Annotated in this window: 15 protein-coding genes; 8 read left to right on the top strand and 7 right to left on the bottom strand. The window is 58.8% G+C overall.

All coding sequences use genetic code 11. From position 1 onward, the window contains the following. Positions 1–35: 35 nt before the first annotated feature. A complete protein-coding gene (locus FCN51_RS16350) occupies positions 36–2,360 on the top strand; it encodes a hypothetical protein (RefSeq protein WP_160256362.1) in 2,325 nt (774 codons plus the stop codon). On the opposite strand, the gene FCN51_RS16345 is transcribed toward FCN51_RS16350, so the two are convergent. The 3 genes from FCN51_RS16345 to FCN51_RS16335 form a co-directional block, all read right to left on the bottom strand. Beyond that, positions 2,357–4,327, bottom strand: a complete 1,971-nt coding sequence (locus FCN51_RS16345) for an OPT family oligopeptide transporter (protein WP_160256361.1) — start codon at positions 4,325–4,327, stop codon at positions 2,357–2,359. The two genes, FCN51_RS16350 and FCN51_RS16345, sit on opposite strands and share 4 nt — an antisense overlap. 172 nt (positions 4,328–4,499) lie before the next feature. Continuing rightward, on the bottom strand, positions 4,500–6,365 hold the full coding sequence (locus FCN51_RS16340) for an alginate export family protein (protein ID WP_160256360.1): 1,866 nt from the start codon (positions 6,363–6,365) through the stop codon (positions 4,500–4,502). Positions 6,366–6,611: 246 nt separating this feature from the next. Further along, positions 6,612–7,268: a hypothetical protein gene (locus tag FCN51_RS16335; protein WP_201762595.1), complete on the bottom strand. Its 657-nt coding sequence runs from the start codon at positions 7,266–7,268 to the stop codon at positions 6,612–6,614. A gap of 76 nt (positions 7,269–7,344) precedes the next feature. On the opposite strand from FCN51_RS16335, the gene FCN51_RS16330 reads away from it, so the two are divergent. Beyond that, positions 7,345–7,575: a DUF3126 family protein gene (locus FCN51_RS16330; protein ID WP_012812599.1), complete on the top strand. Its 231-nt coding sequence runs from the start codon at positions 7,345–7,347 to the stop codon at positions 7,573–7,575. Positions 7,576–7,698: 123 nt separating this feature from the next. On the opposite strand, the gene FCN51_RS16325 is transcribed toward FCN51_RS16330, so the two are convergent. Continuing rightward, positions 7,699–8,310, bottom strand: coding sequence for a DUF2939 domain-containing protein (locus tag FCN51_RS16325; protein WP_003622469.1), 612 nt, complete (start codon positions 8,308–8,310; stop codon positions 7,699–7,701). Between the two features lie 193 nt (positions 8,311–8,503). On the opposite strand from FCN51_RS16325, the gene FCN51_RS16320 reads away from it, so the two are divergent. The 4 genes from FCN51_RS16320 (at position 8,504) to FCN51_RS16305 (ending at position 13,462) form a co-directional block, all read left to right on the top strand. Then, complete coding sequence (locus FCN51_RS16320; protein WP_160256359.1) at positions 8,504–9,316, top strand: HesA/MoeB/ThiF family protein; 813 nt, start codon at positions 8,504–8,506, stop codon at positions 9,314–9,316. 277 nt (positions 9,317–9,593) lie between these two features. Beyond that, positions 9,594–10,610: an SH3 domain-containing protein gene (locus FCN51_RS16315; RefSeq protein ID WP_160256358.1), complete on the top strand. Its 1,017-nt coding sequence runs from the start codon at positions 9,594–9,596 to the stop codon at positions 10,608–10,610. Between the two features lie 32 nt (positions 10,611–10,642). Then, complete coding sequence (gene pyk, locus FCN51_RS16310; protein ID WP_003622475.1) at positions 10,643–12,103, top strand: pyruvate kinase; 1,461 nt, start codon at positions 10,643–10,645, stop codon at positions 12,101–12,103. Between the two features lie 144 nt (positions 12,104–12,247). Next, positions 12,248–13,462, top strand: coding sequence for an SMP-30/gluconolactonase/LRE family protein (locus FCN51_RS16305; RefSeq protein ID WP_012812603.1), 1,215 nt, complete (start codon positions 12,248–12,250; stop codon positions 13,460–13,462). Between the two features lie 11 nt (positions 13,463–13,473). On the opposite strand, the gene FCN51_RS16300 is transcribed toward FCN51_RS16305, so the two are convergent. Continuing rightward, the gene (locus FCN51_RS16300) at positions 13,474–14,628 is read right to left on the bottom strand and encodes an MFS transporter (protein ID WP_064776116.1); all 1,155 of its coding nucleotides are present in this window, start codon (positions 14,626–14,628) and stop codon (positions 13,474–13,476) included. A 64-nt stretch (positions 14,629–14,692) separates the two neighbouring features. Beyond that, entirely contained in the window at positions 14,693–15,193 is a 501-nt protein-coding gene (locus FCN51_RS16295) for a hypothetical protein (protein ID WP_080713418.1), read from the bottom strand. A 141-nt stretch (positions 15,194–15,334) separates the two neighbouring features. Here FCN51_RS16295 and typA point away from each other — a divergent pair, with 141 nt between their 5' ends. Then, positions 15,335–17,152, top strand: a complete 1,818-nt coding sequence (gene typA, locus FCN51_RS16290) for a translational GTPase TypA (protein WP_012812606.1) — start codon at positions 15,335–15,337, stop codon at positions 17,150–17,152. Positions 17,153–17,507: 355 nt separating this feature from the next. Beyond that, positions 17,508–17,816, top strand: a complete 309-nt coding sequence (locus tag FCN51_RS16285; RefSeq protein ID WP_003622486.1) for a hypothetical protein — start codon at positions 17,508–17,510, stop codon at positions 17,814–17,816. A gap of 252 nt (positions 17,817–18,068) precedes the next feature. On the opposite strand, the gene FCN51_RS16280 is transcribed toward FCN51_RS16285, so the two are convergent. Then, positions 18,069–19,325 carry a D-amino acid dehydrogenase gene (locus FCN51_RS16280; protein ID WP_012812608.1) on the bottom strand — a complete coding sequence of 419 codons (1,257 nt, stop codon included), beginning with the start codon at positions 19,323–19,325 and terminating at the stop codon, positions 18,069–18,071. Positions 19,326–19,336 lie beyond the last annotated feature (11 nt).

Here is a 19,336-nt window from a genome sequence, read left to right as displayed (position 1 = left end):
TAGGAATACGGCCTCCCCTTTGCTAAGGCGGGCATATGCCCGCTTTTTCTTTTTCTGCCCGCCATCGGTTTTGTGCACATTGGCCCGTGTGGCACGTGGTTGTGCTGGTGCTGCTGCCTGTGCTGGTGCATCTGCCAGAACTGCTTGGCCCGGCCCTGTGGGGTGGTGCAACGTCAGACCCCATTTCCGTGCTTTCGGCAGGTACGCAAACACGGCGCAACTGGCTGGAAGGCGGTATTCTGCCCGGCCTGCCGGGGTGGATAGATGGCTGCGCGGGTGTAATTGTGCAGGCACTGGGGCACTTGGCCGCGGCAGATTGGCGGCATGGTATTCTGCCGTGGTGGAACCCGTATAGCGGTGTGGGCATGCCGCTTGCGGGGGAGTATCAGCCCGGCGCGTTCTTTCAGCCTTTTGTGCTGCTTCTGGGCCTGCCCGGTGGTCTGCTGTTTCTTAAAATTACGCTGCAAATTCTGGCAGGTTTTTGCATGTACGCCCTGCTGCGCAAACTGGGGATAGATGCGCGCGTGGTGTTGGTGGGGGCTGTGCTGTGGGCGTTTAACGGCACGTTTGCATGGGCATCGGATGGGCCAAGCCAGCCGCTGGCCTTTTTGGCATTGGCCCTGCTGGGGGTGGAGGTCTTGCGCGGCACAGCACGCGGCTGGGCCGGTGTGCGTAACTGGAGCATTCTGGCCCTTGGCTTGGGCGGCATGGTGCTTTCCAGCTTTCCCGAAACCGCGTTTTTGCAAGGCACGCTGGTATTGTGCTGGGCACTTTTGCGGTTGGCGCAACAGCCTGCGGAGGCGCGCGCACCGTTTGCCGCCGCCATTGCGGTTGGGGGCTGCACGGCCCTGCTTCTGGCAGCCCCGCAGCTTGTGGCGTTTGCCACCTATCTGCCTCATGCGTGGGTGGGAGACCACGCAGCGGGTATTTCCATCACCCAGCCCATAACGTGCTGGGCTATGGCGCTGTTTCCCTACATCAATGGCCCCATCTTTTACGGCCCTGCTTCTCGGTACGAGGCATGGTGGAGTGTGGGCGGATACTGGGGAGCTGTGCTGCCGTTTTTGGCCATTCTGGGCCTATGGGGGCGAAGGGAGCGGGCCGCGCGCATATTGCTGGCGGCCTATTTTGTGGCGTGTGTGGGTAAGCAGGCCAACCTGCCCGGCATCGCTCCGCTTGTGGATATGATACCCGGCATAGCGCTGACGTTTTTCCATCGCTTTTGTTACCCGATGGAGGAAATGGCGCTTCTTCTTCTGGCCGCCTTCGGGCTGGATGATGTGTGCCGCAATGCCGCTATTTGGTCAGGCGCGGAGGGTGCCAAACAGCGCACCAAAAACTGGTTGGCAACAGCATGGCCTGCGCTGTGTGCTGGAGGCGTTCTGTTGCTGGCCACATATGCCGTATGGCGCTGGAATGCCCCCGCGCGGGCGGATTTATGGGGCTTTACGCAGGGGCCGGTATCTTCGCGCTTTTATGCGTTTGGTTCCGTGCTGGCCGGTGGTGTGTTGGTGGCGCTATGCCTTGCCGCGTTGCTGCTGCCCATTCTGGCGCGGTGGCGGGTGACAGTTCTGGCAAGTGCCATGGTGGCAGAAGCGCTTTTTCTGTTTTGTGTGCCGCTGTTATCTACCCGCAGCGTGTTGCCGGTAGATGTCACGCTGATAAACATCATGAAGGCCCAGATCGGGCTGAACAGGTTTGTTTCCCTCGGTGGGTTGGCCCCTAATTATGGCGCGTATTTTGGGTTGGCATCCATCAACCACAACGGCGTGCCCATGCCTGCGGCGTGGATTGCCCGTTTGCAGCATGATTTTGGCCCGAACCTCAACCCCGTGACGTTTGATGGCATTACGCCCAACACCCCAAATGGGCACTTCTTTTTGCAGGATGTGCTGGGCCAGAGGCCGGAGGTGCTGGAACGTTTGGGCGTAGCGTTGGCCGTGGTGCCACACGGTATGGAACTGCCGGGCCAGCAGGAGACACCTGCCGAAAAACGCCTGCAACTGCTTTACAGCAGTGCGGCGAATGATCTGTACCGCCTACCGCATCCCGTCCCGTATTTTGAGGCACCTGAGAACTGCGAGATCCAGCCGCTTTCTCGCACCGCACTGCGCACAAACTGCCGCACGCCTGCCACGCTTATCCGGCACGAACTCATGCTACCCGGCTGGCACGTGCGCATAAATGGGCAGGAGGCAGCCCTTGGGTATGAAGAAAACCTGTTCCAGCGCATAGCTTTGCCAAATGGGCAGGCGGATATTCGCTTTTCCTTCACTCCACCCGGTATGGCATGGGGCTGGGCAGGGCTGGTGTTTGGGCTGGCCCTGCTGGGGCTGGGTTTCCGGCGTGGACAGCGTTAACGGCCCAGTGCTTCGGCTTGCAGGGTTTTGCGGGCAAACCACCAGCACGCGGCCCCAAAAGCCGCAACGCCCAGCACATGCGGCAGGCTTTGGGGCACATATTGTGCGATGGAGAGGGCATCATCCTGCCCCAGCGCACCAGAAAGCACGGCCAGCGCCACGCCTGTCAGGCTTTCACCCACAATAAAGCCAGAGGCCAGCATGGTGCCAATGGCGGCGTTGGAAGCAGGTGCATCCTGCGCGGTTTGCGCCCGGCGGGTTTTGATATGGTGTTTCAGCACCCAGCCCAGAATGGCCCCAAAAGCCAGCGTAATGCTGACAGAGGCCGGCAGATACAGCCCCACCGCTACACCCAAAGGCGGCAATGCCATATGGCGGCGGCGCAAAAGCTGATCCACCCCCACCAGAACAGCCCCCAGCACCATGCCGATTGAGAGCATGCTCCAATCTAGCGAGTGCGTAAAAATGCCATTGGCAATCATGGCTATCAGCGCGGGTTGTGGGGCAGAAAGCGCATGTGTGGGGTCCATGCCCGGGCGGGGCATGGTGCCAGCAAAACCATAGGCCTGATAAAGCAGGTTCAGCACGGGCGGAATAACCGCAGCGCCCACCACGCAGCCTACAATCAGCGCCACTTCCTGCTTCCACGGTGAGGCCCCAACAAGCTGCCCGGTTTTAAGATCCTGCAAATTATCGTTGGAAATAGCTACCGTGGCGGTAATGGCCGAAAGCACTAAAATGGTAAAAGCCGTGGCCAGCTTTTGCCCTTCTGCCATCATGCTGGTGGGGGCAAGGCCCAAGGCTTCTAGTGCCAGTATCATCAGGGCGGAAAGCACAGCGCCAATAATGATAATGCCCGATATGGGGGAGGAGGATGAGCCCACAATGCCCGCCATATAGCCGCAGGCAGCGGCCATAATAAAACCGAACACAATGCAAAACAGCACGGCAGCGGTCACAACAGGCCAGAACCCCACCGCAACAGGGGCCAGAAAATATGCAAACAGCCCGGCCAGCATGACGGCAGAAAGCAGCAGCAACAGCCCCATGCTGCGGCCAGACATATCACGCTCGGCATCGGGCACCAGCGTTTGGCCACGGCCTGCAAACATGGCGCGCAGGCCACGCAGCACAGGCGGCATAAGCTCCACCAATGTCCAGAGTGAGGCCACGGCAATGGCACCCGCCCCAATAAAGCGCACCTTGTGCAGCCACACATCATGCGCAAAGGCGGCAGGGGCCAGATGTTGCGGGTTGGGCAAATGGGCCGTAAGCCACGGCACACCCATACCCCACGCCAAAATGCAGCCCAGCAGCATGGCCAGCCCGCCTGCCAACCCCACCAGATACCCCGCGCCCACAAGAGCGAGGGAAAGCCCGCCGGAAAACTGAAACACCGCTGCCCCAGCCGAGGCCGTAAGAGTAAGTGTATCTGCCAAAAGCCGCAGCCCGGCACTGGCGAATGAGAAAAGCGTGGCAATAACACCGCCGCCAATAAGGGCGCGCAGCCCTTGGCTATGGCCTTTTTCTGCCCCGGCGCGCAGAATTTCTGCCGCAGCCACCCCCTCTGGGTAAGGCAGACTGCTTTCTGTTACCAGCGCACGCCGCAGCGGGATGGTAAACAGCACGCCCAATATGCCCCCGGCGAGGGAAAGCCCCGCCGTTTGCCAGAACGGAAAGTTCTGCCAGTACCCCGCCATCACCAGCCCCGGAAAAGTGGCAAACACGCATGAAAGCGTGCCCGCTGCCGAGGCCTGACTTTGCACCATGTTGTTTTCCAGAATGGAGCCACCACCCAGCATCCGCAGCACGGCCATGGAAATAACCGCTGCCGGAATGGAGGAGGCAAACGTAAGCCCGATACGCAGGCCCAGATACACGTTGGAAGCTGTAAAAACGATGGTGATAAGCGCGCCCAGTATAAGCCCGCGCAGGGTGAGTTCTCGGCGGGTGGGGGATGGCGTCATGCTGGGGCCTCGGGCTGCTGCTTGGTCTGGCAAGGCGGCCCGATGGGTGCATGTTCAGGACATGCGTGGCGCGTGGGGCTGCCCCGTCTGGTTTGTATATGCTGCAAGCATTACGATGGACGGGGCAGTTTGTCTGTACCGCAGTGCCCTTATGGGGCACGCAAGGGTGGTGTTAAAACGTCAGTTCCAAGTTGCTCTGCACGAACGCGCCGGAGGATGCGCCCGCGTTGATCATGGTTTTGGAGGCAAAAATATATTCGCCATCAATGCTTAGCGTAATGTGGCGCGTGGCACGCCACGTAAAGCTGGCCTGCGGCATGGTGGCTGTATAGGCCCCGTGTGGGCGCAGGTTATAAAAAGCCGTGCCGCTGGCATAAATGGCATCCTGTTTGCTGTTGCGCCACACCACGGGCACCTTCATCAGCAAGGTGGTGTTAGGGGTGGGAGAAACCGTGGCAATAGGCCCTACATCTATGATGTTGGATTGCCCGATATAGGTGCTGATATCCAGGTAGTAGGCACTGGGCACGTAGGGTGAAAGAAAGCTGCCCCAACTGCTGGTCTGGCTTTTGTTCATGTTGCCACCAGAGACATCATCCACCTGAATGCCCACAGCCGGATGCCCCGCCCATTTGGCAAAGCGCCATGAGAGTGTGGCGTTGACGGAATAGGCAGAAACAGGCCGCGTAGGGCCGCTTTTGGCCGCGCGGAATTCTCCGCCCTGCCACATTCCGCCTACAGAAAATTCAACCGGCCCGGCGTTACCCCATACGCGCATGCCCGGCGTATCACGGTGGGTAGAACCCGCAATGCTGCCGCCTGCTGCGGTGGGCAGGGCGCTGCTGGCCAGAATGATGCCGTAGTAAAAGCTATCTACAAACACCTGGCTGCTTTTGCCCAGAAACGAGAATTTGGGCAGCGCGTAAGATGTGTAAGCCCCAAACAGGCGAGACCGCCACCCCACGGTATCATGGAAGGCAATGGGCGGGCTGTTATCTGTGAGGGTCAGGTAAAAGCCATCTACGCGAAAGTTCTTCCAGAAGGCATAGCCGCGTAGGCCGTTCCATGAATACGGCAGCGTGGGGTACACGCTTCCTGCCGTAAAATACGGGGGTGCATCCAAAAAGGTCATGCGCCCGGCCATGCCGCCTACGGTGGCGCCCAGCACCTTGCCGCGCACTTCTACAAATGCCTGCTGGGCATCCAGTTTGCTACGCCAGCGGCCCCCGGCATAGCCATAGTAGTTTACACCTGCGGCCTGCCCGCTCATCAGCTCCCCATACAGGCGGACGTGTTTGCCCAAGTGCAGGTCTGCGCCCAAATTCCAGCGGAAGTTGTTGCGATAGGCCGGGTCTTTTTTGATGGTGCCAAACCCTGCGCGCTGATCGTAAAAGTTGTGCTGGCGGAAGTTGCCGCTGAAGGACAGGTAAATATCGCCTTCCTGATTGAAGGGAATGTATTTGAGCGCATCCATGGCATCCAGACGGTTGCGCTTATCCCGTAGGCTGGACCAATCCTCCGCCCAGCGTGAAACAGCATAATACCCCACGGTGCCAAACCCTGCGGCGGCTCCGGTATTGGCGTTAAATACGCCCCACGGGCCTTGATGCAGCAGGGCCGTAGGCAGGGGGGCGAGTTCCAGAGACTGCGGCTGACCATACGCTTCTGGCCGGCTGGTGAGCGGTGGCAGCAGGCGCTCATTGTCCCAAAACCCCGGTTTGGCAGCGGGCGCGGCAGAGGATGTCACTTCTGCGGGGGCTTCCTTGGCGGGTACAACGGTTGTTGCAGGAGCCCTGCGTACAGGAACAGATGTGTGCGGATAATGCAGATGCGCAGCATTAGGCGCTGTTTCTGCCGCATGTGCAGATGGGGCAAGCCACACGGCACACCCGGCTGCAGAAGCTGCAAGCAGAATGTGCAGGCCAAAGGCGGGCCAATAAACAGGGGTGCGGGCAGGCAAGGCAGGAGGAGAAAAAGCCGGACAGTAAACGGCGGCAATGGCCTGTCCGGGACGAGAAAATCCGGGGTATGCGGTCATGGGCCGGGGTTCGCTTCTTGTTATTTTTTTTGAGAGATATTCTAATAATGAATATCTAATATTTGGATGTTACCACTTCACGCGCTCAGGTCATATCTAAATTGCGTGTGGTGCATTTCTACCCTGTGCAGCGTTTTGGGCTGAACAGGTGCGTATAAACCGGCTGAAACTGGCAGTATTTCTTGGTTTTTTGTGCCAGCTTCAGGGTTTCATAAAAACTGTTTTAAAAAATCAACAAAAAAGTGTTCAGCCATCCAGCCTGTTCAGGCACCGCTGCGCGCGGTCAGACAGATGAACATCATGCACATGGGTCACAGCTTGGCGGGCCTGTTGGCGCCATGCGTGGCTCATACCTATGGGGGAGCACACAGCCTGTACATCGGCCTGCACAGGGCCACCCTGTTTGGTGGCGGCCAGCACAATGGCCGGGTGCTTGGGCAGGGCGGCCTGCATGGTTTTATAAAGCGTGCGCGTTGTGCGCGAATCTGCTGCGGGCAAAAGTGCGGGCACAAGCCGTGCGGCATCGGGCTGGCCAGAGGCTACGGCGTGCTGCACATCCGCCCAGCCTTTCTGGCGGGAGAGGGCTTGCGCCGTCTGGGCTGCGCCATCATGTTCCACCATGTTCAGAATATGGGTGGTGCGTTCTGGCTGCCGTTCTGGCAGCGGGGCATGTTGCAGGGCAAAAAGGCACATCCCTACCGGCACGCAGGCAGAAAGCACCGGCACAAGAGCACGCAAGAAACGCAATGGCAGATCCTCCTCTAACCTGTGGGTTACATGCACTGCAGAAAGTGGCGCTGGCAGGGCAATGCTGCGGAAAGGTTGCGGCAGCGTGGGTGGTTGTCCTATAGCGGGGCCACAGATCGGAAAGGCGGCCGCGCCAGTGCCCGGTCGCTCCACCATTTTTGGGCGGGGTGGCCCATGCCTGCGCGGCTTGTCTTATTTTGGCGCAAAGTTATGCCAGCAGGAAAAGAATGACATGAGCGGTTCCATATCTCCTTCAGAAATCTCCCGGCTCCAGACAGCTCTGCGCAGGCTGCTGGGTTCCGAAAAGCTGACCATCAACCCCGCACCCCGTGCAGGTATGTCTGTTGAACTGGCAGCAGATGGTGAAGTGATCGGCACCATCCATCGTGATGATGAAGATGGTGATGTGTCCTACGCCGTAAACATTGTGGTGCTGGAAGAAGACCTGCCCGCCGCCAAATAAATCTGGCGCACAGGCTTGCAAGGCCACTTCATGCGTAGGCTGGCAATTATGTTGCCGCCTGCGGGTGGGTGGCCTTTTTTATAAGGGCCACCCACATGCGCTAGGGAGAAGGCGGGTTAGAGTTCAGGCGTTGGACGGCGCCGCAGAAGCCTGAAGCACTGGAGCCCGCGCAGTGGGGAATTCCACATTGGTAATTTTCCAGCGCCAGCCCTGTATCCGCATTTCAATGCGCAAGGGCGTTTCGCGCTCATGCCCCGGCAGAGGCACTTCCGCCACAAACTGATCAAGCCGTGCAAACCTTACGGAAGCATGGGCCGCCAGAGAGGCGAAGGAAATATTGGGCTGGCTGACCGGCACCGCTGCCGGAATGGCCTGATCGACCAGCATGCCCAGATTGTTTTGCGTGACCGTGGTATCCACCGCATTGGAAACAGCCGTGGCGGCAAAGGATTCACCAAACTCGGGCAGATCGTCCGAGGCAGGTATAAGGTGCAGGCCATTAAGCGTCTGGTGCTTGATGGAGGCATCCAGTGCCCCCCAGTTGATGACCTGGCCAAGGGCCGTCATATCGTGCGATCGCAGGGCGGAACCCACGCTCCACAGCGTTACAAAAGGGGAAGCCAGATACACACCCAGCGCTGCTGCGGCTGAGGCAACACATATCCCCCGCGCGGTCTGGCGCGGGGTCAGACTGGCTGCTCGGGCAGGCTGCCCAAACTGAGGAAGGGATATCATGTTTGCATTCCTCTTATGTTGATTTTGCAGGTTACTATAACAGAAGCATACCTCTGATGCACACTAACATGTCATGTTTTGGGTGTTATTACAAAAACGTGATTTCTGCCACAACACGAAGCATGATGGCTGTTTAACGCCATTCTGACCGATCGGTTCACTGCCTTTTTTACTTTTTTCAGGACGCCCCACCATGATTTCGCAGTTTTCTGAAGACGAGATCCAGCGCTATTCCCGCCACATTCTTTTGCCCGAGGTTGGCGGAATCGGGCAGATGGCGCTGAAAGGGGCTTCCGTGCTGATTATTGGTGCGGGGGGCTTGGGTTCGCCCACGGCACTGTATCTGGCCGCAGCCGGTGTGGGGCGCATCGGGCTGGTGGATGATGATGTGGTGGAGCTTTCCAACCTTCAGCGCCAAATCCTGCACGCCACGGCCGATGTGGGGCACAGGAAGATAGATTCCGCCCGTGCTACGCTGGAAGCCCTCAACCCCGGTATTGTGGTGGAAACACACCCCCAGCGGCTGGATGCCGCATCCGCAGAAGGGCTGATAAGCCAGTACGATCTGGTGTGTGATGGGTGCGATAACTTTGCCACCCGCTATGTGGTGAATGCCGCCTGCGTAAAAACCCGCAAGGTGCTGGTTTCCGCCGCCGTGCAGCGGTTTGAGGGCCAGCTTTCCACCTTTCGCCCGTGGCGCGGTGGGCCGTGTTACCACTGCCTTTACCCCCAAACCGATGGTGAAGCCTCTGGCCTAAGCTGTGGTGAGGCCGGAGTGTTTGGTGCCGTAACGGGTGTGATGGGCACCTTGCAGGCCACCGAGGCCCTGAAGGAGCTTTTGAACATAGGGGAAAGCATGGCCGGGCGTTTGCTGATGTGGGATGCCCTGCGCACGCGCTTTACCACCATTATGTTAGAGGTAGACCCTAACTGCCCCGTATGCGGCGGCATGGGGGCGGAACACGCTCACACACCCCAACAACAGGCTGCACCTTCCGCCGGGTAAGCCGCCACAAACACATATGTGCTGCGACTCCTGTTGCAGTTACGCATGCAGCACCTTCAAGCAGCGGAGAATACAGGCCTTTCCCCCAAAGGCTATGCAGGCGGGATGTGTTGGGCATAGGCTGCATGTGCGGGGCATGTCTGGCGGGAACGCAAGGTTTGGCTTAGATTTGTTGCGGCTTTGGCAGGGCAGGGCGTGCACCCTTATCTGCCTCCACGCGCGGGATAAGGTGTGATGCCTCTTGCCCCGGCGCGTCTCTCTTGGCAGGGATGCAGGCATGATGTTCACACGCTCTTCCATTTTCCGGCTTCACCTGCTTGCCTGTGCGGCAGGCTGTGCCGTGGCTTTTGCCAGTGTTCCCACGGTTTCTGCCAATGCGGCAGAGCAGAAAAAAACCTCGGCGCACAGCCACCATGCGCATCATGCCGGGGCCACGCATGAAGGTGCTTCTGCCAAGGTGGGCAAAAAGGCTTCCGCCAAGTCGGACACCGCAAAGTCAAACAGTGCAGAGGCCAAGGCCGAGCACGCCAAAAAGAGCAAGCATCATAAAAAGCACCATGCCGCAGGGCATGAGGCCACGCATACCGCAGCCACCAAGCATCACCCCGTAGCCACGGCTGCCGCTGGGGCCGCAGCGGGGGCAGGTGCAGTTGCCGCGGGCACTGCCGCAGCAGATGCCGCAAACCCGGCCACACCCCCGGCAGATGCTGCGCCAGAACCGCCAAAAGGCACCGTAACGGGCCTGCCGCTGCCACGTTATGCGGCATTGCGGGCGGATGAAGTGAACATGCGTGCCGGGCCGGGGCAGCGTTTCCCCATTATCTGGGTATATCATCGCCGCGGTATGCCGGTGCGGATCGAGCGTGAATTTGATGTGTGGCGTCTGGTAGAAGACCCCACGGGCCAGAAGGGCTGGATGCAGCAGGCCACCCTTGCGGGCGGGCGAGATTTTTTGGTGCCAGGTGAACCACCGGGGGATGATGCCCCCATAGCGCCCAAGCTGGACAAGAATGGTGAGAAAATTCCCGCATCCGGCCACATGGATACGCGCGTTGTAGAAACAGTGCCTACGCTGGATGATGCCAAAAGCATTGCAGGTGCCGTTATGCTCCGTGCAAGTGCCAGTGATGATGCCCCCGTTGTAGCGGTGCTGAAACCGGGTGCTGTAGGCTCTGTTAAGGAATGTGCGGCGGGCTCTGCCTGGTGCAGGGTTTCCGTTAAACAGTATAATGGCTGGGTGCCACGCAAGGCGATCTGGGGTGTGGATGCTGATGAGGCCGTCAACCCCTCCTGAAAGACCCCAGCGGACTAGAAGGAGAAACAGATATGGCTGAATCCACACAACAGGGTTCGGGCGCAGAACAGGCGCAAACCTGCCGTACTAAAATTGTGGCCACACTCGGCCCGGCTTCTTCAGATTATGCAACCATCCGCGATCTGGCTTTGGCCGGGGCGGATGTGTTCCGCTTCAACTTCTCCCACGGCACGCATGAAGATCACGCCGCCCGCCACGCCATTGTGCGGCGGTTGGAAGAAGAACTGGGCACACCTATTGGCATTCTGGCCGATATGCAGGGGCCAAAGCTGCGCGTGGGCCGTTTTGCCGCAGGCCGCATTATCTTGCAGCCGGGTGCCACCTTTCGGTTTGATCTGTCTGACGTGCCGGGGGATGAGCACCGCGTAAACCTGCCGCACCCGGAAATTATCAGTGCCGTGCGCCCCGGCAGCCGCCTGCTGATGGATGATGGCAAGCTGGCCGTTGTGGTGGAAAAGGTAGGGCCAGACTGGATAGAAACGCGGGTGGATGTAGGCGGCCCGCTTTCTGACCATAAAGGCGTGAACGTGCCAGATGTGGCGCTGCCCATTCCCGCCCTGACAGAAAAAGACCGCAAGGATCTGGCCTTTGCGCTGGATCTGGGGGTGGATTACGTGGCCCTCTCCTTTGTGCAGCGGGCCGAGGATGTGGCACAGGCCCGTGCGCTGGTGGGTGAACGCGCCGCCGTGCTGACCAAGCTGGAAAAACCACAGGCTGTTGAAAATCTGGACGCCATTCTGGAACTGTCTGATGCTGTTATGGTGGCGCGTGGGGATCTGGGCGTTGAACTGCCGCCCGAAACCGTACCGCTGGTGCAAAAGCGCATTATCCGCGCTGCCCGCAGGCTGGGCAAACCCGTTGTGGTGGCCACCCAGATGCTGGAAAGCATGATTTCTGCTCCAACCCCCACACGGGCCGAGGCATCGGATGTGGCAACAGCCGTGTTTGATGGTGCAGATGCGGTGATGCTTTCTGCCGAATCCGCAGCAGGCAAATATCCGCGTGAGGCTGTGCGGATTATGAACCGCATTTTGTGGCGGGTGGAAGAAGATGCCGGCTGGCAGGCCCATATGGCCGCAGCCCGTCTGGCCCCGGAAGATTACGTGGCCGATGCCATTGCCAGCGCCGTGCAGCAGGTGGCGGATACGCTCAAGGCTCCGGCCATTGTGGCTTATACGCACCGCGGCCCCACGGCGCTGCGCATTGCGCGTGAACGGCCCACATGCCCCATTCTGGGTATTACACCCACACATACATCTGCCCGGCGCATGGCGCTGGTATGGGGTGTGCGGGCATTTGTAAGCGCGCCGCACAAACCCACAACCACGGTGGAAGATGTGGTGGAGGCCGCGCTGGATGTGGTGAACCGGGCAGGCATAGGGGCAGAAGGGGATTCTGTGGTGATAGCCGCCGGTGTGCCCTTTGGCGTAAGCGGGTCCACCAACCTTTTGCGCGTGGCGCGTATTGGCTGAAAACCGTGCAGGGCAGAGGGTTTGCAATGGCCCCATGCCCTTGCGCAAAGGGGTTGCCACAGCCAAAGGGGTGACAGTGCAGGGCCAAGGCAGTATGCACCCGCTCCATATGGCAGAAATTGCCCGGTAAACGCAGGAGGCTCAATGGCACCCCCACGTAGCAGGCTGGCAAGACGTGCAATGCTGAAAGGCATAACCGCGCTTTCTGCAACCGTGGCAGCGCCGGTGCTGGCGCGTGGGGCGGATGAGGTTCTGCCCGATACCGTGCGCCCGCCCGATGTTACCACCAATCCGCCGCGCCAATGGGGGGTAAACGCCCCGCCGGTTTATACGCCAGACCCGGATGTGCTGGTGATTGATCGTTCCTTCCGCGATCTGCTGTACGGCAACGCCGCCCTGCACCGTGTGTGGGATAAAGGCACATGGCTGGAAGGGCCTGCGTGGTCATCCCAAGGGCGGTATCTGCTGTTTAGCGATGTGGTGGCAAGCCGGCAGTATCGCTATTTGTGGGAAACGGGGGAGGTGACGGTTTTTCGTCCGGAATCCTACCACGCCAATGGCAACACGTTTGATTATCAGGGCCGCCAGATTACGTGCGAACACTTTCTGCGCCGCGTGATCCGGTGGGAGCACGATGGTTCCGCCCATGTGGTGGCCGACAAGTTTGAAGGCCACTCTCTCAACTCCCCCAATGATGTGATAGCCCACCCGGATGGCAGCATCTGGTTTACCGATCCGGGGTATGGAGACAACGTGGCCGAAGGCCATGCCGACATGCCGGGCGGTGAGGCCAACCCGGATGGGCATATCCGCTGGAAAATAGGGGAAGAACTTATTGGCACACTGGGTGGTTCGCGTCGGCAGGCAGACCATACCTTCCGTGTAGATGCCACGGGCCATCTGGATGTGGTGCTCACGCAGGCGCAGTTGCCCAACCCCAACGGGCTGTGCTTCTCACCCGATTTTTCGCGGCTTTATGTTATTTCATCCGGCAAGCAGCCGGGCGGGCATGGGCATGATGGAGATCAGGCCGTGCATGTGTTTGATCTGCACAAGGAGGAACTGCCGCTTTCCAACCCGCGCCTGTTCACCAACATGCGGTTTGAAGGTGTGCAGATGGGGCCGGATGGCATGAAGGCCGATGTGCACGGCAATATCTGGTGCGGTGTCAGCGGGCCGGTGGGGCTGTGCGGTGTGTTTGTGTTTAACCCCGAAGGTCACCTTATTGGCCGCATTCGCCTGCCGCAGAGTGTTTCCAACCTCACATTTGGTGGCCCCAAGCGTGATTGGCTGTTTATGTGCGCGGGGGATTCGCTCTACCGTTTGCAGGTGAACACCCAAGGCGCCGCCCCGGCCTGAGAAGGCAGCGTTTAGGCGCTTTTTTTCAGGAACAGGGGCAGCAGGCCAAATAGCGCGCAGGTAATGGCGGCAAACCATGCCAAGCCATCTGGCGCTGCCGCCATGGAGCTGGCAGCCAGCGCAGGCCCTGCAAACGCACCCGCACCCCATGCAAGGGAGCTGAGGGTGTAAATGGCTATCAGGTCTCCGCCCTTATAGCGGTCTCCCACAACAGACATGGCCACTGTGTAAATACTGGCAAACACGCCATCCCACGCAAATAGCAGCACATGGGCCAAACCGGGGTGATGGATAGCCACCGGCCACAGCAACGCGCCCCCAGCAGCCAATCCTGCCAATGAGACTAAAAGCCAGCGGCGGCTTGTGCGGTCTCCTATCCAGCCAATGGGAATCTGAAACGCCGTAGCCCCCAGCAGCATGATGCTGAGTAACAGCGTAGCCGCGTGTTCTGACCACCCGGAGTGCATGGCATAAAGCGCCAGAAAAGAGGTGGCGGCCGAATCCAGCATGGCAATCAGCAATGTTGCGGCAATAACAATGGGGGCCAGAGGCAGATAGCGCAGCAGGCTGGGGCGCTGCGGGGGCGTAAGCTGCGGGTGTGGTAACCACGGTGCTGCCACAAGCCCGGTGGTAACCAACAGGGCAACACTGGCGCAGGCAAAGGGCAGGGCGCTGGTGCGGCCTGTAACGGTAAGCAAGGCGGGGCCTGCGGCAATGCCAATGGAAAGCAGCGTGCTGTAAAGCCCCATCACGCGGCCTCTGGCGTGGTCGGGCGTAATCTGGTTCAGCCAGCTTTCAGAAAGCACCAGAATAATCTCGCACGCAGCCCCCAGCACGGTGCGCAAGCCAAACCACACCCAGATGGAGGGCAACAGCGGAAAAAGGGCCAGCGTGGCAGCGCCCGTAAGCAAAGCCAGAGTTACAGCCCGCTTGGGCCCCAAAGCCATGCTGATGCGCGGGATAAACGGCGCAATGGCCAGAGAGCCCACAGCGTGCATCATGGTGTTGGCGGCAATCATGCCGGTGCCAAACCCCAGATCCACCATTTCCAGCGTAAATAGGGGCGCACCCAGCCCCATAACCAGCCCGAACATCAGCCCTACAACGGTAAGGGAAAGGGTAGGGGCGGCGCTTACAGCAGAACGCGCAGGAGAGTGAAGCAGCATAGGCTGGCTTGTAGCCGGTTGCGTGCGCCGGAGCCAGCCTTCACGCCCTCAGGCGTGCGCGTATTTAGAACAGTTTGTTGATAAGCGTGTTGCCAATGCCAAACCCTGCGCCAGATGCAAGGGAATGGGCAAAGCCGGAGTTGATGACATCATCCAGCACGTTTTCCACTTCCGGCTTCACGGAGCTAAGGGCGGAGGGCTGCGGCGGGGCCACATTCTGCTGCACCTGTGTGGCAAGGGCCGTGTGCAAAGCCTGAAGCAGGTTGATAACCTGAGATTGCTCATCACGCAGGGAAAGGGCCAGTTCCTTCAGGTCCAGCAGCCATTCACGGGCCTGCATATCTCCGCCATCGGCTGCGGTTTGCATTTTGGCGCACAGCGTTTGCAGCGCGGTGGCAGATTGTTGGGCCTGTGCCTGAAACTGGTTGTAGGTTTGATCTATGGCCTGAATATCCATGCTAAAAACCCTTTCAATATAATGTGTTCCAAGGTGCCGAGCACACCACCATAAGGGGGCAAATGCAAGCCATGCGGCCCGTGTGCGGCCACCCCCGGTGGCAGCCATGATACGCACTGGTGAGGATTTTGCGTGCATTCCTGCGCGCGGGCGGCTATTTGTCTGCCCAAGCAAACATCAGCAAAGCCATTCTCCACCCTTTCAGGCAGAAAGCGGTGGCGTGGCCCGCAGGGAATATCAGGCCTTTACATGGATATCCGCAATATCGCCATCATTGCCCACGTTGACCACGGCAAGACGACTCTGGTTGACGAACTGCTCAAGCAGTCGGGTTCGTTCCGCGAAAACCAGCACGTTGCCGAACGCGCAATGGACAGCAACGATCTGGAACGCGAACGTGGCATTACCATTCTTGCCAAGTGCACTTCCGTTGTCTGGAAAGATACCCGTATCAACATTATTGATACACCCGGACACGCCGACTTTGGCGGGGAAGTGGAACGTATTCTGAGCATGGTGGATGGCGCCATTGTGCTGGTGGACTCCGCCGAAGGTGCGCTGCCGCAGACCAAGTTTGTGGTTGGCAAGGCACTGGCCCGCGGCCTGAAGCCAATTGTGGTTGTGAACAAGATTGACCGTGGCGATGCCCGCCCCGATGAAGTGCACAACGAAATTTTCGATCTGTTTGCAGCCCTTGGCGCAAATGATGAACAGCTTGACTTCCCGATGCTGTTTGCTTCTGGCCGTCAGGGCTGGGCAGATGAAACGCTGGACGGTGCCCGCAAGGACCTGAGCCCGATGTTCGAGCTGATCCTGCGCCATGTGCCAGCTCCGAATCTGGACAAAGACAAGCCCTTCGCCATGACAGCCACCATTCTGGAAAGTGACAACTTTCTGGGCCGCGTGCTGACAGGCCGTGTGGAACAGGGCCGCGCCAAGGTGAACATGCCTGTTAAGGTGCTGCGGGCCGATGGCTCCGTGGTGGAAACAGGCCGCCTGACCAAGCTGCTTTCCTTCCGTGGTCTGGACCGCGTGGGTGTGGAAGAAGTGGAAGCTGGTGACATTGTGGCCGTGGCCGGTTTGTCTGAAGCCACCATTCCAGACACCATTGCTGCCCCGGAAGTGGAAGCCCCGCTGGAAGCTATTCCGGTTGATCCGCCGACACTGTCCATGACCTTCCGCCTGAACGATGGCCCGCTGGGTGGTCGTGAAGGCAAGAAGGTAACGTCTCGCCAGATTCGTGACCGTCTGTTCAAGGAAATCGAAAGCAACATTGCTATTCGCGTGACAGACAGCCCGGAAAGCGAAGCGTTTGAAGTGGCTGGCCGTGGTGAACTTCAGCTTGGTGTGCTGATTGAAACCATGCGTCGTGAAGGCTTTGAGCTGACAATCGGCCGCCCGCGCGTGCTGTTCCGCACCAATGAAGAAACGGGTGAGCGCGAAGAGCCTTACGAAGAAGTTACCATTGATGTGGACGAACCCTATTCCGGCGTTGTGGTGGAAAAGATGTCCCTCCGCAAAGGCCAGATGCAGGACATGCGCCCCTCCGGCGGTGACAAGGTGCGCCTGACATTCGTCATCCCGTCTCGCGGGCTGATCGGCTATCACGGTGAATTCCTGACCGACACGCGCGGCACGGGTATCATGAACCGTCTGTTCTCCCACTACGGGCCTTATGCTGGCACCGTAGAAGGCCGCCGCAACGGGTCTCTGATCTCTGCAGAAAACGGGGCTACCACGCAGTACTCCCTGTTCTCCCTGCAGGATCGTGGCACGCTGTTCGTGGATGCGGGTGAAACGGTTTATCAGGGCATGATCATCGGTGAGCATTCCCGTGAGAATGATCTGGAAGTAAACCCGATCCGTGAAAAGAAGCTGACCAACATGCGTGCCGCCGGTAAGGACGAAGCCCTGCTGCTGACCCCGCCGCGCCGTATGTCTTTGGAACAGGCTATTGCTTACATTGAAGATGATGAGCTGGTGGAAGTTACCCCATCTGCCATCCGCCTGCGTAAGCGGTATCTGGATCCCAACGAACGCAAGAAGCGCGGCAAAAAGGCAGACTGATTCTCTGTAACTTGTGGGCTGCCCGACATTTGGGCAGCCTGTAAGTGTGGCGCGTTTGTGGTGTGGGGATATTTTTTTCAGTTACACCATTTTGTCACATACAGAGCGTTCAAAGCGCTTTTTCCTATGAAAACCGCCTGTTACTGGGCGGTTTTTTAGGTTTTGCCAATGCCAATATGGCTGGTTTACGGCTGTCAAGTGACTGAGTGATGATATGTGCAAAGATTGCACAAATTTTAGCTCAAGACGCTGTGCTTTTGCCGTGATAATAAGCAAAGCATAAACCGGTCTATGTGCTGGATGCAGGGTTGTCCTGCATGAGGCGGAGTGGACCACAGGTTTTTGGAGACATTCTATGATTTCTCGTCGTCTGCTTGCGGCTCTGTCCACCGTTGCCCTGCTGGGCGCTGCTGCTCCTTCCTTCGCTCAGGAAGCTGCACCTCCTGCTCCTCCCGCTGCTAGTGGCCCAGAAGCTGGTGCTCAGGCCCCAGAAGGCGCTGGCCCGGCTGCTGAAGAAGCTGGTCGCACGGAAGAAAGCAAAGGTGCTGCTGCGCATAAGGGCAAGCACAAAGGCCACAAAGGCAAGCACAAAGGTGGCAAACACCACGGCAAGAAGAAGTCCGCAGCTCCGGCTTCTGACTCTTCTTCCGAATCTGCTCAGTAATAACCTGGCAGAAAGGGGCACTGCGTTACAGGCGCGGTGCTTCCTGCCTGCTGTGGCGTAAAGCTGCGGAATACAAAAAGGCCGCTGGTGGTTTTGCCACCGCGGCCTTTTTTGTACCTGAAGCACAACGCTGTTTTTTATAAATAAGATAGATTAGCGGTATAGCGGGCAGGTGTGTCTATAATGGCAAGCGTGTGTGTGCTGCTTACCGCCATGGTTTTGCGCCACAGCGTGCATAAGCCCTGCGCCAGCTTAGTTATAGCGGCTGATGGAAAGATCCAGCGCCGGAATATCGGGCTTTTTGCCGTGCACAAGGTCTGCAATCAGGCGGCCAGAACCACAGGCCATTGTCCAACCCAGCGTGCCGTGGCCGGTGTTCAGCCACAGGTTTGTAAAGGCGGGCACGGGGCCAATAACGGGTGTGCCATCTGGCGTGCAGGGGCGCAGGCCTGTCCAGTATGTTGCGGCGGTCAGGTCTCCGCCGCCAAATAGTTCAGAAAAAGAAAGTTCCAGCGTTTCACGCCGGTCGGGGCTCAGCTTCTGGCTATATCCCGTCAGTTCCGCCGTGCCACCTACCCGGATACGGTTGCCAAGCCGCGTAATGGCCAGCTTGTAGGATGTATCATTCACGGTGGATGTGGGGGCGTGGGTTTCATCCGTAAGGGGCAAGGTGAGGGAATAGCCTTTTACGGGGTAAACCGGCAGATGCACGCGCAACGGGCGCAGCAACAGGGGGCTATAGCTGCCCATGGCCACAATATAGGCATCACCCCGGAAGTGCCCGGCACTGGTGCGCACAGACATAATTTCGTCCGCCGCGGCATCCAGCCCCAGAATGGTGGTGTCATATACAAACTTTACACCCTTGGCTTCTGCCATGCGGGCCAGCCTTTGGGTGAAAATATGTGCATCGCCCGATTCATCATTGGGCAAATATAGCCCACCTGTGAGCAGATGCTTGGCATGGGCTAGGCCGGGTTCATGCTCCAGAACCTGATCCACCGCCAAAAGCTGGTGCGGAATGTTGGCTTCTGCCAGCAGGCGCATATCGTGCTGGGCGGTATCTATCTGCTTGTTGGTGCGGAAAAGCTGGATCAGCCCGCGCTGCCTGTCATCATACGTAATGCCGGTTTCAGCTCGCAGGGCGTCCAGACAATCGCGGCTGTATTCGGCAATGCGCAACATGCGGGATTTGTTGATGTCATACGCATGGGCGTTACAGTTTTTTAAAAGCTGTTCCATCCAGCGCAACATGGCCAGATCAAACCGTTTGCGAATAACCAGCGGGCTGGTTTTGGGGTGCAGCATCCACTTTGCGGCCTGAAGCGGCAGGCCGGGAGAAGCCCAAGGTGTGGAATATCCGGGGGAAACCTGCCCCGCATTGGCAAACGATGTTTCAAGTGCTGGGGCGGGCTGGCGGTCTATAACCGTGACTTCATGCCCAAGGCTGGCCAGGTACCAGGCCGATGTCACCCCGATAACGCCAGCGCCGAGAATGATGACTTGCACGGTTTTATCCT

The sequence above is a fragment of the Acetobacter pasteurianus genome, assembly GCF_009914215.2.
GTDB lineage: Bacteria > Pseudomonadota > Alphaproteobacteria > Acetobacterales > Acetobacteraceae > Acetobacter > Acetobacter pasteurianus.
This window is presented reverse-complemented; position numbering and strand designations above follow the sequence as displayed.

Excerpts from the sequence above, each read along its gene's own strand:
- FCN51_RS16350 (WP_160256362.1), top strand. The coding sequence starts at position 36 with ATGCCCGCTTTTTCTTTTTCTGCCCGCCATCGGTTTTGTGCACATTGG.
- FCN51_RS16345 (WP_160256361.1), bottom strand. The coding sequence starts at position 4,327 with ATGACGCCATCCCCCACCCGCCGAGAACTCACCCTGCGCGGGCTTATA.
- FCN51_RS16340 (WP_160256360.1), bottom strand. The coding sequence starts at position 6,365 with ATGACCGCATACCCCGGATTTTCTCGTCCCGGACAGGCCATTGCCGCC.
- FCN51_RS16335 (WP_201762595.1), bottom strand. The coding sequence starts at position 7,268 with ATGGTGGAGCGACCGGGCACTGGCGCGGCCGCCTTTCCGATCTGTGGC.
- FCN51_RS16330 (WP_012812599.1), top strand. The coding sequence starts at position 7,345 with ATGAGCGGTTCCATATCTCCTTCAGAAATCTCCCGGCTCCAGACAGCT.
- FCN51_RS16325 (WP_003622469.1), bottom strand. The coding sequence starts at position 8,310 with ATGATATCCCTTCCTCAGTTTGGGCAGCCTGCCCGAGCAGCCAGTCTG.
- FCN51_RS16320 (WP_160256359.1), top strand. The coding sequence starts at position 8,504 with ATGATTTCGCAGTTTTCTGAAGACGAGATCCAGCGCTATTCCCGCCAC.
- FCN51_RS16315 (WP_160256358.1), top strand. The coding sequence starts at position 9,594 with ATGATGTTCACACGCTCTTCCATTTTCCGGCTTCACCTGCTTGCCTGT.
- pyk (WP_003622475.1), top strand. The coding sequence starts at position 10,643 with ATGGCTGAATCCACACAACAGGGTTCGGGCGCAGAACAGGCGCAAACC.
- FCN51_RS16305 (WP_012812603.1), top strand. The coding sequence starts at position 12,248 with ATGGCACCCCCACGTAGCAGGCTGGCAAGACGTGCAATGCTGAAAGGC.
- FCN51_RS16300 (WP_064776116.1), bottom strand. The coding sequence starts at position 14,628 with ATGCTGCTTCACTCTCCTGCGCGTTCTGCTGTAAGCGCCGCCCCTACC.
- FCN51_RS16295 (WP_080713418.1), bottom strand. The coding sequence starts at position 15,193 with ATGGCTGCCACCGGGGGTGGCCGCACACGGGCCGCATGGCTTGCATTT.
- typA (WP_012812606.1), top strand. The coding sequence starts at position 15,335 with ATGGATATCCGCAATATCGCCATCATTGCCCACGTTGACCACGGCAAG.
- FCN51_RS16285 (WP_003622486.1), top strand. The coding sequence starts at position 17,508 with ATGATTTCTCGTCGTCTGCTTGCGGCTCTGTCCACCGTTGCCCTGCTG.